Annotated in this window: 17 protein-coding genes; 10 read left to right on the top strand and 7 right to left on the bottom strand. The window is 38.6% G+C overall.

Annotated features, from left to right (window positions below):
- The first annotated feature begins 308 nt into the window (after positions 1 to 308).
- Entirely contained in the window at positions 309 to 1,076 is a 768-nt protein-coding gene (gene udp, locus MORIYA_RS01330) for a uridine phosphorylase (protein WP_112712031.1), read from the top strand.
- Between the two features lie 72 nt (positions 1,077 to 1,148).
- Here the strand turns inward: udp and MORIYA_RS01335 are convergent, their stop codons facing one another.
- Entirely contained in the window at positions 1,149 to 1,811 is a 663-nt protein-coding gene (locus MORIYA_RS01335) for a glutathione S-transferase (RefSeq protein ID WP_112712033.1), read from the bottom strand.
- Positions 1,812 to 2,055: 244 nt separating this feature from the next.
- Here MORIYA_RS01335 and MORIYA_RS01340 point away from each other — a divergent pair, with 244 nt between their 5' ends.
- The 5 genes from MORIYA_RS01340 (at position 2,056) to can (ending at position 7,605) form a co-directional block, all read left to right on the top strand.
- Positions 2,056 to 2,562: a pilus assembly FimT family protein gene (locus MORIYA_RS01340; RefSeq protein WP_112712035.1), complete on the top strand. Its 507-nt coding sequence runs from the start codon at positions 2,056 to 2,058 to the stop codon at positions 2,560 to 2,562.
- A 293-nt stretch (positions 2,563 to 2,855) separates the two neighbouring features.
- Positions 2,856 to 4,337, top strand: a complete 1,482-nt coding sequence (gene zwf, locus MORIYA_RS01345) for a glucose-6-phosphate dehydrogenase (RefSeq protein ID WP_112712037.1) — start codon at positions 2,856 to 2,858, stop codon at positions 4,335 to 4,337.
- A gap of 20 nt (positions 4,338 to 4,357) precedes the next feature.
- Positions 4,358 to 5,077 carry a 6-phosphogluconolactonase gene (gene pgl / locus MORIYA_RS01350; RefSeq protein WP_174216886.1) on the top strand — a complete coding sequence of 240 codons (720 nt, stop codon included), beginning with the start codon at positions 4,358 to 4,360 and terminating at the stop codon, positions 5,075 to 5,077.
- 551 nt (positions 5,078 to 5,628) lie between these two features.
- The gene (nhaA, locus tag MORIYA_RS01355) at positions 5,629 to 6,822 is read left to right on the top strand and encodes a Na+/H+ antiporter NhaA (RefSeq protein WP_112712039.1); all 1,194 of its coding nucleotides are present in this window, start codon (positions 5,629 to 5,631) and stop codon (positions 6,820 to 6,822) included.
- Between the two features lie 159 nt (positions 6,823 to 6,981).
- On the top strand, positions 6,982 to 7,605 hold the full coding sequence (gene can, locus MORIYA_RS01360; protein ID WP_112712041.1) for a carbonate dehydratase: 624 nt from the start codon (positions 6,982 to 6,984) through the stop codon (positions 7,603 to 7,605).
- Positions 7,606 to 7,783: 178 nt separating this feature from the next.
- On the opposite strand, the gene MORIYA_RS01365 is transcribed toward can, so the two are convergent.
- Both MORIYA_RS01365 and MORIYA_RS01370 read right to left on the bottom strand, forming a co-directional pair.
- A complete protein-coding gene (locus MORIYA_RS01365; protein ID WP_006030497.1) occupies positions 7,784 to 7,993 on the bottom strand; it encodes a cold-shock protein in 210 nt (69 codons plus the stop codon).
- Positions 7,994 to 8,691: 698 nt separating this feature from the next.
- Positions 8,692 to 8,958, bottom strand: coding sequence for an acyl-CoA-binding protein (locus tag MORIYA_RS01370; protein ID WP_112712043.1), 267 nt, complete (start codon positions 8,956 to 8,958; stop codon positions 8,692 to 8,694).
- A 444-nt stretch (positions 8,959 to 9,402) separates the two neighbouring features.
- Here MORIYA_RS01370 and MORIYA_RS01375 point away from each other — a divergent pair, with 444 nt between their 5' ends.
- The gene (locus MORIYA_RS01375; RefSeq protein WP_112712045.1) at positions 9,403 to 10,215 is read left to right on the top strand and encodes a hypothetical protein; all 813 of its coding nucleotides are present in this window, start codon (positions 9,403 to 9,405) and stop codon (positions 10,213 to 10,215) included.
- A gap of 75 nt (positions 10,216 to 10,290) precedes the next feature.
- Here the strand turns inward: MORIYA_RS01375 and moeB are convergent, their stop codons facing one another.
- Positions 10,291 to 11,088: a molybdopterin-synthase adenylyltransferase MoeB gene (moeB, locus tag MORIYA_RS01380; RefSeq protein ID WP_112712047.1), complete on the bottom strand. Its 798-nt coding sequence runs from the start codon at positions 11,086 to 11,088 to the stop codon at positions 10,291 to 10,293.
- Positions 11,088 to 12,320: a molybdopterin molybdotransferase MoeA gene (gene moeA / locus MORIYA_RS01385; RefSeq protein ID WP_112712049.1), complete on the bottom strand. Its 1,233-nt coding sequence runs from the start codon at positions 12,318 to 12,320 to the stop codon at positions 11,088 to 11,090. Before moeA ends, moeB begins: the two co-directional genes overlap by 1 nt.
- 186 nt (positions 12,321 to 12,506) lie before the next feature.
- Between moeA and folE the strand changes: the two genes are divergently transcribed.
- Positions 12,507 to 13,157 carry a GTP cyclohydrolase I FolE gene (folE, locus tag MORIYA_RS01390; RefSeq protein ID WP_112712051.1) on the top strand — a complete coding sequence of 217 codons (651 nt, stop codon included), beginning with the start codon at positions 12,507 to 12,509 and terminating at the stop codon, positions 13,155 to 13,157.
- A 275-nt stretch (positions 13,158 to 13,432) separates the two neighbouring features.
- Positions 13,433 to 13,990 carry a GTP cyclohydrolase gene (locus MORIYA_RS01395; RefSeq protein ID WP_112712053.1) on the top strand — a complete coding sequence of 186 codons (558 nt, stop codon included), beginning with the start codon at positions 13,433 to 13,435 and terminating at the stop codon, positions 13,988 to 13,990.
- A 42-nt stretch (positions 13,991 to 14,032) separates the two neighbouring features.
- Here the strand turns inward: MORIYA_RS01395 and MORIYA_RS01400 are convergent, their stop codons facing one another.
- Complete coding sequence (locus MORIYA_RS01400; RefSeq protein WP_112712055.1) at positions 14,033 to 15,976, bottom strand: exoribonuclease II; 1,944 nt, start codon at positions 15,974 to 15,976, stop codon at positions 14,033 to 14,035.
- 72 nt (positions 15,977 to 16,048) lie between these two features.
- Positions 16,049 to 16,528 (bottom strand): glutathione peroxidase, encoded by a 480-nt coding sequence (locus MORIYA_RS01405; protein WP_112712057.1) that lies wholly within the window; start codon positions 16,526 to 16,528, stop codon positions 16,049 to 16,051.
- Between the two features lie 282 nt (positions 16,529 to 16,810).
- Here MORIYA_RS01405 and htpG point away from each other — a divergent pair, with 282 nt between their 5' ends.
- Positions 16,811 to 18,730, top strand: a complete 1,920-nt coding sequence (gene htpG, locus MORIYA_RS01410; RefSeq protein WP_112712059.1) for a molecular chaperone HtpG — start codon at positions 16,811 to 16,813, stop codon at positions 18,728 to 18,730.
- Positions 18,731 to 18,789 lie beyond the last annotated feature (59 nt).

Here is an 18,789-nt window from a genome sequence, read left to right on the forward strand (position 1 = left end):
AAAACAACAGTTATGGTTATAACAAGCTTAGCAGGATGGGGCAAGTAAGTTAAATACCTGAAGCGGTTTGAAGGAGTCAAACTGCTTGAGTGACGCATTTAAATCTGTTTCACTTGAAACACACTTGTGTATTGTTCATAAATGAAGCGATGTCGTTATATATAAGGTATCATGTATGAGATATGTGATTACTATCACTTTATAGAGGTACGTGCTGCATTATGATTATTTCTTAATATTTCTAGTTATTTTGATATTATTATATAATGCTTATTATAACTGAACTCTCCGAATTTAAGGAATACACTATGACGACTGCAAATGTTTTTCACCTTGGTATTAATAAATCTGATTTAAAAGGTGCCGAATTGGCTATTATTCCTGGTGATCCTGCTCGTGTCGAAAAGATCGCACAGCAGATGGAAAACCCTCAATTTTTAGCAAGTCATCGTGAATACACAGTTTATTTAGCCGAGCTAGAAGGCAAGAAAGTTGTGGTATGCTCAACGGGTATTGGTGGTCCATCAACGTCGATTGCAGTTGAAGAGCTTGCTCAGCTTGGCGTGAATACTTTCTTACGTGTTGGCACCACTGGTGCGATTCAAGAAAACATTAATGTTGGTGACATGATTGTAACTACCGCATCAGTGCGTCTTGATGGTGCCAGTTTGCATTTTGCGCCAATGGAATTTCCAGCTGTAGCTGATTTTACTATAGCAACAGAAATGAAAGCCGCTGTTGACGCTGCAGGCATTAAAGTTCACATGGGTGTAACCGCATCAAGTGATACTTTCTATCCTGGTCAAGAACGTTACGATACATTCTCGGGTCGTGTTACTCGTCGCTTCCAAGGTTCAATGCAAGAATGGCAAGAAATGGGTGTATTAAACTTTGAAATGGAATCGGCTACATTATTTACTATGTGTGCAAGCCAAGGACTTAAAGCAGGTTGTGTAGCCGGTGTGATCATTAACCGTACGCAAAAAGAGATCCCCGATCAAGCAGCAATGAAAGCGGTAGAAATGTCATCAATCAAGGTCGTTGTTGATAGTGCGCGCCGCATGCTAATTGCATAATAGTGACATTTATTACAATCTCTAGTTGATGAAAAAAAGCCAGATTAAAGTATAGGTCTGGCTTTTTTGTGTTTATTTTGATGCAAAATAAACGGCTTTGTCACCGGCTAACCATTGCGGGTATTTATACATAATATCAGTAAATAATGCTGAGCTTGTGTGTCGTGTTAACCACAAGCGTAATTTAGGGTAGGGTGATTGCTCAAACCAGGCCTTATCAACCCTCACAAATTGGCGGATAAATGGGAAGATTGCAATATCAGCCAAGCTAATTTCTTCGCCTATGAGGTTGCTGTGTAAGGTGAGCAAAAGTTCTAATTGACTCAGGAAATGGCTACCTTGTTCACGGTATTCTGTTTCAGTATATTCAGGGTGGCGATCGGCGTATTTATATTTATCTAAGATGGTTTTAAATTCGTTATCATTTTCATCGATCAGTGAGCTGATTTGTGTTTGTAAATGAGGCTGATTTTTACGGAGCCAATCATTACTATCATTTTGTGACAGCGCCCACTGCATAATATCGCGGCTCTGATCAATGATCTTTTTATCCTGGGTAACCAACACGGGCACTGTGCCCTTAGGCGAATAAGCTAATAAGCTTGTTGGTTTATCTTTTAATACCACTTCTCTCAATTCAACTTCAACTTGGCTATAACAAATAGCAAGTCGTGCTCTCATTGCATAGGGGCAGCGTCGAAACGAATAAACAATAGCAGGGCGTATAGGTCGCATTTATAAACTCCAACAGAAAATGTGTTATACCCAAGTTACTTCAGGATGCCTTCGTTCGGCTTGCTGATTGTGGATCTTGAAATAGCTTGGGTATAGAGATACAGTGAAATTATCTAACATTATTTCACTGTATCAAATCAACACTATTTATACATTAAAATGATTGTATTATTAGTCTTTTATATCTTTTGGCTGTGTTAATATTTGGCCGAATTAATTGGAAATTGTAAGGTATTAGATTTTAATGAATGAAAAAATGGGTTTTTCATTACTGGAACTAACATTTGTTATTGTTGTGCTTTCTATTTTAGCTATGTTTGCTATTCCAGAATATACAAAAACACATCGCGAAGCTAAAATAGCAGTACTTAATGATCTACGCGGTAAGTTGACTAACGCCGTTGACACCTTGAAAACAGCATCCAATATTGAATCGCGGAAACAGACGATTGATGATCAGAGCTATGTTCAATACGATGCTGGACAGTACTACCAGGTTGCTGGTAAATTGCTTCATCCGAGTGAAATATGTCATATTTTAGGGCTTACCATAGCACAACTTGCCAAAGGTGTAGCTGTAACCTCGATTGACGGGATGTATACTTGTAAATACGAAAACTTAAATACTAGTTGGATTAAGATGAATAAGCTTGAGTCCACAGACTGCGCATTATCTTATGCTGCCAGTTATAGTAATAGCATCATTACCGCGGTTGATATTAATCTGGTAGGCGATTGCCTAGAGCAATAAAATGCTTTATGTTGCGTTGAAAAACCACACACCTTTAACATTAATTTAACCCCTTAAACTTTATAAACTTTTGATTTTTAATTTCATTCGAAAGTGGTTTTTCATTTGATTAGAGATAATCCTTCCATTTAGCACCTATTTATAGGTATTTGATGGATATATCGCTGAAACCATTTTAGTTTTTGGTCATTTTGAGTGATAATGCCGCGCCTAGTCCGTTATCTATGCATCACACAAACAGACTATCGCCATATATTCTAATCTTTTCGATAAAATCTTTAGGAAATTAAACCATGGTAAAACCTGAGAATAACAGTATCGTCATTTTTGGTGCTTCGGGTGATTTAACAAAACGAAAGTTACTCCCCGCGCTTTATCACCTTTATGTCAATGAACTGTTACCTGAAGATTTTTCTATTTTGGGTGCGAGTAAAACAGCATTCACGGATGATTCATTTCGTGAGAAAGTAACTAATGATTTAATTAAAAGTGAAGGCGTCTCTCAGCAACAAGCTGAAGAATTCTGTCAACATTTGTATTATATATCGATGAATATGACAGATGCAGATAGTTATGTTGCCTTTAAAGAACGCTTAGAAATATTATCTGAGAAGCATAATACGGTTGGTAATGCTATTTATTACATGGCAACGCCACCGAGCTTATACGCATCAATTGCCGCTAATTTAGCTAAACATAAATTGAATAAAGACAGTGATGGTTGGAAACGATTAATCGTTGAGAAGCCGTTTGGTTATGATCTTGAGTCAGCCAACGAGTTAGATGAACATCTACATACTTGTTTCCGTGAACGTCAAGTTTACCGTATTGATCATTACCTAGGTAAAGAAACAGTACAGAATCTATTAGTATTTCGTTTTTCAAATGGTATATTCGAGCCTCTTTGGAACCGCAGTTTTATTGACTACGTGGAAATTACTGCTGCAGAGAGTTTAGGTATTGAAGAGCGAGGCGGTTATTATGATCATTCTGGCGCGGTTCGAGACATGTTGCAAAATCATTTGTTACAGGTACTTGCCTTAGTCGCGATGGAACCGCCTGCGATTATTAACGCGGATGCTATGCGTAACGAAGTGGTTAAAGTTATTCAAAGTTTACGGCCACTTGAAGAACAAGATTTAAAAGATAACCTAGTGCTTGGTCAATATACGAAGAATATTGTTAATGGCAAGGTATTGCCGGGTTATCGCGAAGAAAAAGACGTTGCGGATGATTCTCGTACACCAACCTATGTTGGCATGAAAATGATGATTGATAACTGGCGTTGGAATGGCGTACCTTTCTATATACGTACCGGTAAACGTATGCCAGAACGTTTAACAGAAATTGTGGTTCATTTTAAGAAAACACCACATCCAGTGTTTGGTCAAAATGCCCCAGAAAATAAATTGATCTTACGTATTCAACCAAATGAATCGATTCAGATGGATTTTGGTTTGAAAAAACCAGGTGCAGGTTTTACTGCGCAACAGGTATCGATGAGCTTTAATTATAACAGCTTGGAAGAAAATAATTTATTAACGGCTTATGAGCGCTTACTACTGGATTGTATGAAAGGCGATGCGACTTTATTTGCGCGTTCCGATGCAGTCAAAGCGTGCTGGGAATACGTGCAACCAATCTTAGACTATAAACAAGAAGTGAAATCTTTATTTGGTTATAAGTGTGGTACTTGGGGGCCGAACCGAGCCGATGAGATGTTAGAGAAAGATGGCCGTGAATGGCGCTTTTCTAGCGAAGAAGTAATTACCTAATTAAATAGTAGGCGTGGAACATGATGGATTATCGTACTTTTGAAACACCTCAACAAGTTGTTGAATCATTAGCTAACTCGCTTGTAGAATACAGTAAGCAAGATAAGCCTGTGCATATATCGTTATCAGGCGGCAGTACCCCAAAGCTTTTATTTAAAGTATTAGCAAAGGCACCATTTTCGACAAGCATTGAATGGGGCAACTTGCACTTCTGGTGGGGTGACGAACGTTGTGTAGCCCCTGATGATGCTGAAAGTAATTTTGGTGAAGCTCAAGCGTTATTATTTTCACAAGTAGCATTACCTACCGAAAATATTCACCGCATTTTAGGTGAAGATGCGCCAGAGCAAGAAGTTATTCGTTTTGCACAAGAGATGCAAGATTGTATTCCGGCTGATAATGGTCTGCCGTGCTTTGATTGGATCTTGCTTGGCATGGGCGGCGATGGGCATACTGCATCATTATTCCCAGGTCAAACTGATTATAATGATCAAAATATGGCCATTATTGTACAGCACCCAGAATCAGGACAGTATCGTATTTCTAAAACGGCACGTCTGTTAGCAAATGCAAAACGTATTAGTTATTTAGTGATGGGTGAAGGTAAAGCACAAGTGATCAAGCAAATTCATGATAATGATGATGCCGCACTTGCTTACCCTGCAGCACAAGTAAAAGCAAGTCAGGGTAAAACTGAGTGGTTTTTAGATGCGGACGCAGCTAAGTTAATCAACGGTTAATCCACATAAGTAATGACGATAGCTTAATGAGCTTAGCGTTAAAGGCCTGTTAGTTATGCTAACCGGCCTTTTTTTGTGCGTTTGTTTGTTTTTCATACTTAGCTCTAATATTTAATTAGCCATTAAATTACCCTGTAATCCTTTTTAAAGCAGTATTAAAAATACAGCTGATATTATTTGGATTGAGCTAAGATCGTTACTTAGGATAGAGATTAGACACCTTGTTGTTGTGTTTTAATTCCTATTCTGTGTTTATTTTTGGTTTTGGTGGGGTTTATCATGATTTTAGCCCTGTTGGTTAGCCACGCATGGTTATTTTTAAGTCGGCTATCTGATATTTTTATGTGTAATTACGACATTTTATGTGTCATATTATGTCGAGTTAATGAAAATGGTAGCAAAGCACCTTAAATAGCATTAAGTATAATTACTCTTTAATAAATAGTATTTGATAATACTGAAATATCGTCATTCTATACTGGTGTAATGAACTAGCGCTGTATTGTATTGAGCGACCATTTATAGATGAATATGTAGGTATAAGGACAAGCATGAACAACACACAAGATTCATTTTTAACTAGTTTTTTTAAACTAGAATCAGCGGGTGGCATTATTTTAATGTTCTCAGCTGTATTAGCTATGATTATAGCGAATAGCCCTGCACAAGGTTTATATGCATTATTTCTGGAAATTCCAGTAGAGATCAAACTTGGCGGTTTAGAGATCGCGAAACCATTATTGCTTTGGATTAATGATGGTTTAATGGCAGTGTTCTTCTTTTTAGTTGGACTTGAGCTAAAAAGAGAATTAGTCGAAGGGGAGTTATCTGATCCTCGTAATATTATTCTACCGGGTGTTGGTGCTATTGGTGGTATGTTAATCCCAGCGCTTATTTATGTTTACTTTAATATGGATGATCCCGCAGCATTAAGTGGTTGGGCTATCCCTGCTGCAACAGATATTGCATTTGCGTTAGGTATCTTGAGCCTATTAGGTTCTCGTGTGCCTGTTAGCTTGAAAATATTCTTAACATCGTTAGCTATTTTTGATGATATTGGCGCGATCCTGATTATTGCCTTCTTCTATACAGCGAACCTGTCTATTCCAGCACTTATTGTGGCAGCCTGCTGTATCCTAGTGTTGGCCTATTTCAATAAACGTAATGTTGATTCGAAAGCATTGTATATTTTCGTTGGTATTGTAATGTGGGTGGCAATGTTGAAATCTGGCGTTCATGCTACATTAGCTGGTGTTACCCTTGCACTGTTTATTCCTATGCAGTCAAAAGATAAATCACATTCACCATTGAAGTCGATGGAACATGGCTTACACTTCGTTGTTGCCTTTGTTATCTTACCTGTCTTTGCATTTGCAAATGCCGGGATTAATTTATCGGGTGTTGGTCTAGAACAAATCTTACACCCTGTGCCTATGGGTATTGCGTTAGGCTTATTTATTGGTAAGCAAGTTGGTATCTTTGGTTTATGTTGGTTAGCGATTAAATGTAAGATTGCAAAAATGCCAAAAGGTATGGATTGGTGTTCTTTATATGGTACCGCCATCTTATGTGGTGTTGGTTTCACCATGAGTTTATTTATTGGTTCATTAGCCTTCGAAGAAACGGGTACCAACTTATTATTTGATGAGCGTCTTGGTATTATCTTAGGTTCGTTACTGTCGGGTATCATAGGTTTCTTCATGCTGAAATCATGTTTATCCAAGCAAGCGGACGTCGCTAAATAACTTAGCGCTACCTTATTATTTAACTTAAAGCACCCTTGATTGGGTGCTTTCTTATATCAGCCTATATCCGAAGATTACTTATTTATCAGTTGAATATATTGATTAAACAAGCTAGTTTAAGGATTCAAAATGTAGTTATCATAATCAGAGAGCGTAGTCTTGAGTACTATTAAATCGATATTTGAACGCAATCGCGCATGGTCAGAGCAGATTAATGAACAGTTCCCTGACTTTTTTGAGCAACTTTCTAAACAACAATCACCTGATTATTTATGGATCGGTTGTTCCGATAGTCGCGTACCTGCAAACCAGATTATGGCTCTGCCTCCGGGGGAAGTTTTTGTTCACCGTAATATTGCCAATGTTGTTGTGCACACTGACTTAAATTGTTTATCAGTGATCCAGTACGCCGTAGAGGTGCTTAAAGTAAAACATATTATTGTGTGTGGTCATTATGGTTGTGGGGGTATTAAAGCGGCCATGGGCGATGAGCAACATGGCTTGATTGATAATTGGTTACGTCATATTAAAGATGTAGAGCGCTTCCACATGGACGAGTTAAAAGATGTTAGTGGAGAAGATAAAATTGATCGTATGTGTGAATTGAATGTTGTCGAGCAGGTTAGAAATGTCTGTAATACCACTATTGTGAAGCGAGCTTGGCGCAAGGGTGAAGAATTAACGATTCATGGTTGGATTTTTAATATCAGTAATGGTGTATTGAAAAGCTTAACTGAGAGTATTAATTCGAGAGAGAAACAACTGGAAGTCATTGCTAACTAACAACTAGTTCAAGTATTTAAGCGCGAAGTCATACGTATAAAAAAGCCAATGAGATGTCTCATTGGCTTTTTTATACCTAAACCTAATGCCACATTACATGTTATGAATTTTAGGTAATAAAAAAGGTGAACTAAGTTCACCTTTTTTGATATCTGTTTAACCGATTAATAGTAAACTATTAAAGAGGTTTAACGTTCTCAGCTTGAGGACCTTTTTGGCCTTGGCCTACAGTGAACTCAACTTTTTGACCGTCAGTAAGGACTTTAAAGCCATCAACTAAGATAGAGCTGAAATGTACGAATACATCTGGGCCATTTTCTTGCTCGATGAAACCGAAACCTTTAGCTTCGTTGAAGAATTTTACTTTACCGATTACTGTATTAGACATATTAAAAAACCCTGTATATACGTTATTAAAAAATTTGATAAAAAACCAGGGTGTAACTTATATAAACAATACAAAACAATAATAGATACAAGTATCAACTAAAGCTCATTCTACCGATATAAACTAGCCTAATTTCTTAAGACGAATTATACATGGTTAAAGTCTCATAGCAATACACTCGTTCGTTATTTTTATGAAATTGTTGTTTTTATTAGAAAAATTATTATTTACAGGGCGGGTTTGATGTATTTCCAGCCGCTGAAACTGTTATTTCATTCAATATCAGTTCATATAACATCCAATCTATATCACGATCTAATTTTCGAATTAAGGTCGAGTGAAATAGTTGATAAGTTATTAGTTATTGCTACTTTAGTTGTGTGTAGATCACTGTATAATATATTTAAGTATCTGATATAAATATATAAGTGGTAATTATTATAAATGTAGGCTAGCACTGGATGACAGTGATGATGTGTATGTTAGCGATAAAATTAAGGAGTGATGATGAGTAAGCGTGTTCGAAGACAGTGGTTTTTTCACCAACAGAAAGTAGTAAGCTCTTCTATTAAAAAATAGTGTGAGTGAGGTTTCAAGTGTATTGAATAATGAGTAGATATACTGCTCTACTTGTTGTCAGTAAATGGTACTATTTACTGACAACAAGTAACAAACAAAAAGTTATTTCCCGCGAATCATTAAGCCGCGTTTTCTTCTTCTACTCGTGCAATATATTTTTCCATTGCTTGATCAGAAGATAAACCCCGTAATTTATTCCATGCAGTCCATTTAGCAAAAGCAACCATATCAAAGATAGATGGCTTCTTAGCCGCGACATCCCCTTTTGTTGCTTGCTTAAATAATGAGTAAAACTCTAGCTTTAATTCTTGTGAAGGCTTGTTCCTTGCAGAGCCATTTTGAACTTGGTCTACTGTAGCGTCAAATTTAGCGCGTAGGTCTGTCATGTTATATTCCTTTATCTAATGATTGAATCAATAAGTACTTAAATATCATTACAATTTGAAACCTTGTAATGCACCTACTAATGAATAGTTAAGTTACAACTCGAATATTACATTATTTTTGAATTAATACATCATTTATTTTGATTTTAGTTATTATATTATTTTTAATAAAAATCCTTATTATTCAATATAATAACGGGAAAATAAGGTTGATATTTCGAATGCCTACATCCAGTATATAGATTTCATCTTAGCCAAACATTACACTGTGTTGTATTGATGTAACACATAAATGCCGAGGTTAACCAGATAAAATTAGTCATTGGACTTGTAATATATGGATTTGTATATATCATTACCTATTTATGGTTACGCCCTTTGGGTCGGTTAGTAAAATTAACGCCTGAAATAGGTAATACTGAATTAATTTTTTGTAAGTAAGATATGATTGAACAACAATTGAAGAGACAGATAACATTATTCGAGGCCGTATTGAATAACTACTCGACATTACAACGCTGCTTGATGTTTACTTGCGCTTTTTTAGTGATAAGTGGGTTTGTGTTTGCTGAAAGAGCGAACATAGCATCATTTTTGTTTTCTGGTTTACCAATAGGCATTGGGTTAACAAGTAATTTTATTGCGCCGTTAGTGGTTGTAGGTTTTTTAGCGTTCTCTTGTTCTGCCTATTTTGGCATTATGTGCGTGCCTAAGGTTTCTCTGTTATCGCAACAGACAAACGATAATGGGTTCTTATCTGAATTGCGAGTAGCCCTTGTATTTGGTGCTTGTTTTGGCTTGTTGACCGCTATTTTATGTAGTTTGATTTTTGTGATCGCAGAGCCCCATTTACCGCTGGGGTTCCTTAAGTATCATCAAATATTTGGCTCGTTAGACTTTGTGTTAATTGTACTGACGGCTATATTTTCGAGTACCTTGTATTTGTCAGTATTAATGTTACCGCTATCAATTGTACTCTCAAGGTTAATGGTCTTTGAAACAACACCGTCACAGTTTAAATTAACCACAGGTAGCATTGTTATTTCATCAATAATCCTGGCATTGTTTATGGCTTTATTGGTGGCAGTCATCACGGCTACTTTATCGATAAATCTGATCATCTTTATCGTTATCGTCACCATCATAACGTCCTCAACGTTAGGCTTGTTATATTGGTTTGTGGGATTGGAAGCGAGCTTAGTTGCCAACCTTGTGTATTGCTTATTGGTTTCTTATCTCGCCCATATTTTCTTATAAATGAACTTTTTAGTTGGCAACTTTTAATCTGTGTGTAGCGCGATTAAGCTAAATAATCGCGCTAATTGATCACACTTATTTTGTGCGCGGGGCATGACATACAGAACAAGTTGGTAGTTTTGGTAATTTCATCTGTTGAAATGATAGTGTAAGACCATCGACAAGTAAGATTTTTCCTATCATTGGCGACCCAAAATTAGCGACGACCTTAATGGCTTCCAGCGCTTGCATGGCACCAATAATACCTACCATAGGTGCCATGATGCCAGATTCAACACAACTAAGCGTACCATTTCCAAATAATTGACTTAAACATTGATAGCAAGGTTCATCATCCGCATAGGTAAAGACGCTTATTTGTCCTTCCATACGGATCGCAGCACCGGACACCAAGGGTGTTTTTAATGCAAAACAAGCGCGGTTAATTTGTTCGCGTGTTTCAACATTATCAGTACAATCAAGCACGATATCATGCTGTCTGATTAAATGAGCTAATTCATCTTCAGACGGTTTATTGGTGATAGCCTGGACTTTACAATGCGGGTTTATTTGCTCAAGTTCATATTTCGCTGAAATTGCTTTAAATTCACCGATCCGACTGTCACGATGCAGTAATTGACGCTGTAAATTGGATAATTCAATATGATCAAAATCGACTAATGTCATCTGCCCCATACCGGCAGATGCTAAGTATTGACTACTCGCACAACCAAGCCCGCCAGCGCCAATAATCAAGACTTTTGCTTGTTTTAAGGCTTCTTGACCGTCAAAATCAAAGTGGCGTAAGACAATTTGACGGTTATAGCGTAACTCTTCTTCCGAAGATAAAATGTCTTCGGAAGGCAAGTCGCCACCAATAGCTGGGTTGGTCATTAATTTAGGATCTCGTTAAAGGGTTCGATAGTGACCGTTTCACCAATTTCAACATTACCGCGATCTTGCTCGATAATTGCATAGCAGTTTGAATGACTCAAACTACTGAAAACGCCAGACCCTTGGCTACCTGTTGATACGACTTCAAGTTGACCTTGTGCATTGACACTATAAATCGCGCGCTGGAAATCCATACGACCAGGTGTTTTTTTCATTTTCGTTGCCGCAATCGCATTGAAACGCGGTGTTGGTGTATAAACTTGGTTGGTCATCTTAGCTAATGCGGGTACCACAAGTTGGTGAAACGTCACCGTCGCAGATACTGGGTTGCCGGGTAAACCAAAGAATTTACTGTTTGGCAGCGACCCGAATGCGAACGGTTTACCTGGTTTAATGGCCAGTTTCCAAAAGCCAATTTCACCTAATTCTTCGAGTAAAACTTTAGTGTAGTCAGCTTCACCAACGGATACACCACCGGAGGTGATCACGGCGTCTGCTACCGCATCGGCTTTGATAAAGGTTTCGCGTAGTAGGACTTCGTTATCAGGGATAATACCAAAATCGATGATGTCTAAATTTAAACGCGATAACATGGCGTTGATGCTATAACGGTTACTGTCATAAATTTCCCCATCTGCAAGCGGTTGGCCTAAGTTTTTTAGCTCATCACCGGTTGAGAATATAGCGACTTTTAAACGACGATACACAGTCACTTTATCAATACCGATAGTTGCTAGCATGGGAATATCACGTGGGGTAAGGCGACGACCTTTGGTTAGTACGGCTTGGCCGATAGCAATATCTTCAGCGGCATTACGAATATTGTCATGCATGGGTGGTATGTTTTCGAAGGTGATTTGCTCACCGTTCACTTGTGTTCTTTCTTGCATGATAACGGCTTCGCAACCTTTCGGTACTGGCGCGCCAGTCATAATGCGGATACAAGTACCGAGTGGCCAATCGCCATTAAAGGGTTGACCAGCAAATGCTTTACCTGCAAGTGGTAGGGTCATTGATTGAGTAAGGTCTGAGATCCGAACTGCATAACCATCCATTGCTGAATTATCAAAAGGCGGGACATTCATTGGAGAGGAAATGTCTTCAGCGAGAATATAATCGAGCGCATCCGCTAAATCTAATGTCAGTGTTTCTGTTACTGCATCAATACTGGCTAACATCTCTTGCATCGCTAAATCCAGTGGTTTTAGCCCTTGTACATCACAACATCCCATTACATACCCTTGTTGGTTATTTTTTAGTTATGTCGTTAATTATGACAAACTCGGCAGGTTGACGATAGGACCTATAACAATAAAAAGCTTAATTAACGCTATTTCAGCTAATTTGTTTATCTTATTAATTGTTAGGTGTTATTATTCGGCCATATTTCTTAAGTCGATCCGTTTGTGGAGTAATTAATGACCTGCCTAAGTAAAGAAGCTTTATTAGTTCGTTCAGTTTTGGAAGAGCGAGGGTTAGAAACTCCGATGATCGGAACTGGGCTATCAAGCACCGAAAAGAAAGAACGCATTGAATCGCATTTTACCGAGATCCTGACACTATTAGAGCTCGATTTAAGTGATGATAGTTTGGCTGAAACGCCGCATCGTATTGCAAAAATGTACGTGAATGAAATATTCTCAGGTTTGGATTATGCGACATTTCCTAAAATCACTTTGATCGATAATAAAATGCAAGTAGATGAAATGGTTAAAGTAAGTAATATTACTTTAACAAGTACTTGTGAACATCACTTTATTACTATCGATGGTAAAGCTACTATTGCGTATATTCCTCGCAGTAAAATAATTGGCTTATCCAAGATTAACCGTATCGTGCAGTTTTTCTCACGCCGTCCACAAGTGCAAGAACGTTTAACGCAACAAATCTTAGTTGCGTTGCAAACCTTGCTTGATTCGCAAGATGTTGCCGTAAGCATTACCGCGACGCATTATTGTGTGAAAGCACGGGGTGTAATGGATGCAACAAGCGAAACAACAACCACATCTCTGGGTGGTATTTTTAAATCACGTCCTGAAACAAGAGCTGAATTCTTGCATTGTCGCTAATTGACGATTCGCTGTTGAGTCACCTATTAAGTTAACCTGAACTACAATTGTCGAGTGCGACCACTCTGTAGTTTGGGTACTTTTCATAATACTAAATTACCACGCCTTATTTGATGTGCCACTCTTTGTTTTAATCGTTAGATTACTTCCTAAACCGCTTGATAATGTTATTGCCATATTTCGTCATACTTCATCTTACTTTGTCATTTTAGTGAAATGTAATCGCCACACTTGTTTGTTTTAATAGCCTCATTGATGATTAATGAGCAGCGGAAATGAACTCGATATTAAAACTAAACACGTTATGGAAATGTCGTTACGACCAACCGATATTCGCCCAGCAGCTATTATTTTTATGCTTTGTTGTTTGTTTGACGGCCACAATCAGTTTGATCTGTACTAATGCCAATAGTTCTTATGCGAAAGAAATGGCTATTCTGACAATGTATGATGATAGCGCAACGCAAGGCTTGGTGAATGTTGATAGTATTTATGCGGATGCGATAAGGTTTGACCAGCAAGCGGGTGTAGATCTCACGCTGGTGAAGGAACAGGTAAAGTACGAACAAACGTTAGCTGATTTAGGCTTTGTGTTACAGCAATACCAAATGATGGAGTTACAAGCCTTTAAGTTTGTGATTGAACTGCCGAAGCGTGAGCAAGTCACGACGGTAATGCTGACGCATTTAACAAACATGTTGGCGGAGTTTACGGCGTTAAATCCGGATATTAGTGCCAACTGGCAGATAGATCCAAATAATGCGCTTAAATTAATTGTGCAATTGAACACCGAACGACAACGACATTGGGGTGAGATAGGGTTTATTATTTAACGAGGGCAAATGACCTTGCCCTCGTTAACTGCGTTGTAGCGATTAACTCGCTATTTTTTCAACTGGTTTAGCAACAATGTTACGTTTTTCTTTGTTGATTTCAGCAATGTTAACGTAAATCACGTCACCTAGGCTGTATTCAACTTGATCTTTAATACTGATTTGGCCAGTTTCAACTAAGCATTTAACTTCTTTCTTATTATCATGTAATAAGCTAGCAGGGATAAATGCAACCGCGCCATTTTCAAGTAAACGCACACGTAAACCACCACGGTTCACATCCATAATACTTGCTTCGAATACTTGTTTGCTCTCTACTGCAGGTGTTAGGTAGTCAACGTATAACCACGATGAGATATCACGTTCAGCCATTCTGTGTTGACGACGACGTTCTGACATTAAGATCACTTCATCTTCAGTTGCAGAAGGTGCAGAACCATTGGTCAATGTTGCTTTGATTAGACGGTGGTTAATGATGTCACCATATTTACGAATAGGTGACGTCCATGTTGCATAACCGTCTAAGCCCATCGCGAAGTGGCGTTCTGCACTGGCACTGATGATGCTATAGCTTTGCATGCGACGTAAACGACTGTCTAAAGCTGGATTGGCTTTTTCAGCTAACGTACGTTGTAATTCAACATAACCTGGTAATGATTGGATGTGCTCTTTGGTACATTCAATGCCATGCTCAGTCAATAATTCGACAACCAAATCAATTTTCTCTGGATCGAAACCTGCGTGGGTATTAAATACACCAACATCACCATTTTGACGGAATAAACGTGCCGCTGTAATGTTCGCTGCAACCATCGTTTCTTCGATCATTTGATTGGCAATACGACGGTGCTCTACGTGAATAGCCAGTACATTACCGCTGTCGTCTAGCTCAAAGCTGTAATCTGGTTGGTCAGGGAACACGATGGCATTGTTTTTACGCCATTGTTGACGATGACGAGCAAACGTAGCCAATGACTGTAGCTGTTCTGCCAGTTGTGCTTCAGGTTGCCATTCAGTTGATTCTTCTTCAATCCAATTAGATACTTGGGTGTAAGACAGTTTGTGCTGTGACGTGATCCATGCGGTGAAGAATTTAAATTCTTCTGCTAATGCACCATCTTCATTGATGGTATAAGTACAGCATAACGTCGGGCGTTTTTCGCCAGCAACTAATGAACAAACGCTATCACTTAATTCACGTGGCATCATCGGGATGTTACGACCCGGTAGATATACGGTAAATGCGCGCTCTGCTGCAATTTTATTTAATTCTGAATCGGCAGGGATATATGATGTTGGATCGGCGATCGCTACCGTTACTTTAAGATTGCCTTCTGCTGTTTTCTCAACAAACAGTGCATCGTCCATATCTTGTGTTGACGCTGAATCGATAGTAAAGAATGGCTTATCTGTTAGATCAATACGGGTTGTATCATCTTTAAATTCAACAGAATCAGGCATTGCTGGAACATCTTTAGCTAGATTTTGGCGTGCTAGTGTTACCCACCATGGTGCATTTGGATCTGTTGCTGTTGCAACGAACCCCGTTACTTCAGCGGCAAAGCTACCATCTTTTAATGCGTGAGATTTTAGTTGTGCTACAACCCAGTCACCGTCGTTAACTTTTTGCTTGCCCAAACCAACTAACTTAGCTCTAATTGGCATGTTGATTACAGGACTGTCTGCAAGCACAGTGAGCTTGTTTTTAGTCATACTAATACGGGCAATAAAACGCGTTAGCTTAGCTTCAACTAAGGTATCTGGTTCTGCAGATGTTTTATCGCCGTTAGTTTCGATATATGCTTTAATTCTATCGCCATGCATGATTTTTTTCATGTGAGGCGGGGCAATGAAATAGCTTTCGCCATCATCCGCTTCAAGGAAGCCAAAACCACGTTCAGTGCCTTTAACTGTGCCTTCTACACTCGGCGTGTTTTGGCGCATATTTTGTTTTAGTTGAGATAGTAGTGGATTGTCGCGAAACATGTAAAGCCTTCCTATAATGAATTGCGCATACTATACGACAGCGCAGGGCTAAGTGCTAGCCCTGCGGAGGGCTTACAGCAGTTTCTCAATATCTTTTACCATGCCTTTTGGCGAGAGTGTTGGAGCAAAACGATCGACAACATCACCGTCACGGTTAACCAAAAATTTAGTGAAATTCCACTTGATGCCTTTACTACCTAATAGGCCTGTGGCTTCTGACTTAAGCCACTTATAAAGTGGGGCTGCATTATCGCCATTCACATCTATTTTGCTAAACATATCAAAAGTGACACCAAAATTAAGCTGACAGAATGCGTTGATATCAGCATCTGAACCTTTTTCTTGTTGCTTAAACTGATTGCAAGGGAAGCCTAAAATAGCCAATCCTTTACTGGCATAGGTTTGCTGTAACTCTTCTAATTCTGCATATTGATTAGTAAATCCACATTTACTCGCTGTATTTACAATCAACACTGCTTGACCTTTATAATCACTGAGTTTTTTTTGTTTACCTGTGATCGTAGTTACTTCGAAATCATAAAGCTTAGTCATTTTAAGTTCCTTAATAATAGAATGAGCACGAGTGCTAATATGTGATACTTAATTTAAGTTGCGCGCAATATGTTGGTGGTTAGTATACTAATGTGCAAGGGTTTTAATATATTTAATGTTATTTTTTAGGGTATTTTATAGTTGTTGCGTTAGAGATCACAGATAAAAATTCTACATTGCCCTTGAAAACACTGATAACAAACCCATCTATCTATTAACTAATATATTCAGATAATTTGTTATCTGAATATGAATCACCCCATTAGAACAAAGGAACAAGTAATGACTGATACAGTTAATACTGAAACTCACGGTTTTCAGGCTGAAGTTAAGCAACTGCTTAAATTAATGATCCATTCTTTATACTCAAATAAAGAAATATTTTTACGTGAACTCGTCTCTAATGCGGCCGATGCAGCCGATAAACTGCGTTTTAAAGCATTATCTGATAATAGCTTATATGGCGATGATGGTGAATTACGCGTACGCATTTCGATAGACAAAACTGCCCGTACAATCACGATTGATGATAATGGTATCGGCATGTCACGTGAAGACGTTATCTCACACCTAGGCACAATAGCACGTTCTGGTACCTCTGAATTCTTTGACAACCTATCTGGCGATCAAGCGAAAGATTCACAATTAATCGGTCAATTCGGTGTTGGTTTCTATTCAGGTTTCATTGTTTCAGAAATGATAACCGTGAATACACGTGCAGCGGGCGCAGCAGCGGACCAAGCGATACAGTGGGAATCAGAAGGTGAAGGCGACTACCGTCTAACTAATATCACCAAAGAAAGCCGCGGTACTGAAATTATCTTACACTTGCGTGAAGGCGAAGATGATTTATTAGAAGCATGGAAACTGCGTCAAATCGTCAATAAATACTCTGATCACATCAGCATCCCAGTTGAAATGTGGAAAGAAGGACAACCTGAATCAGAAGGTCCAGACGGTCCAGACGGTGAAAAAACACCCGCTGTACCAGGTGAGTGGGATTCAGTGACACGTGCAAGTGCATTGTGGACTTTATCGAAAAGTGAGCTGAAAGATGAAGAATATCAAGAATTCTACAAGCATATCGCACACGACTTTGAAGATCCTCTGATATGGAGCCATAATCGCGTAGAAGGTAAGCAAGAATACACTAGCCTACTTTATATCCCAGCGCGTGCACCATTTGATATGTGGAACCGTGAAAAAGAACACGGTCTAAAACTCTATGTGCAACGTGTGTTCATCATGGATGACGCTGAGCAGTTCATGCCAACTTACCTGCGTTTCGTGAAGGGTGTGTTAGATTCAAACGATTTACCACTAAACGTATCTCGTGAAATCTTACAAGATAATAAAATCACGACTTCATTACGTACTGCTTGTACTAAGCGTGTATTAACTATGCTAGAACGCATGGCGAAAAATGATGACGAGAAATACTTGAAATTCTGGAATGAATTCGGTCAAGTGCTTAAAGAAGGTCCCGCTGAAGATATGGCGAATAAAGAGAAAATTGCTTCTTTATTACGTTTTTCTTCAACGTCTGTTGATGGTGCTGCACAAGAAGTTGGTTTTGGTAAATATATCGAAAACATGCAAGAAGGCCAAGAAAAGATTTATTACATCACTGCAGATAACTACACAAGTGCTGTGAAGAGTGCTTATCTTGAGATCTTCAAGAAAAAGGGCATTGAAGTATTACTATTAACAGATCGCATTGATGAGTGGTTATTATCACATCTAACAGATTTTGATGGCAAGCAACTGGTATCGGTTACTAAGGGTGATCTTGACCTTGGTGCACTAGATGATGACGATGCTAAAAAAGCGAAAGAAGAAGCAACGGAAGAATTTTCCAGCCTCATTGAGCGTATTAAAACAACGCTAGGTGAAAAAGTAGCCGATGTTCGTTTAACTCATCGTCTAACAGAAACACCGTCTTGTGTTGTTACAAATGAAGATGGCATGAGCAGTCAAATGATCAAGTTAATGGAATCTGCGGGTCAAGCAGTACCACCACAGAAGTACATTTTTGAGCTAAATCCAGAGCACGAAATGATTAAACGTGTTGCTGATGAAGCAGATGAAACCGTATTTGCAGACAGGGTTCAGCTATTGTTAGAGCAAGCACAATTGACTGAGCGTGGTAGCTTAGATGATCCTGCCGCATTTATTGCACGTATGAATCGCCTTATCGGTTAAGTACACTTTATAGGGTTTAACAGTGCGGATATGTTTTTTTAGCGTATTACTCACAAAGT

Source organism: Moritella yayanosii (assembly GCF_900465055.1).
Lineage (GTDB): Bacteria > Pseudomonadota > Gammaproteobacteria > Enterobacterales > Moritellaceae > Moritella > Moritella yayanosii.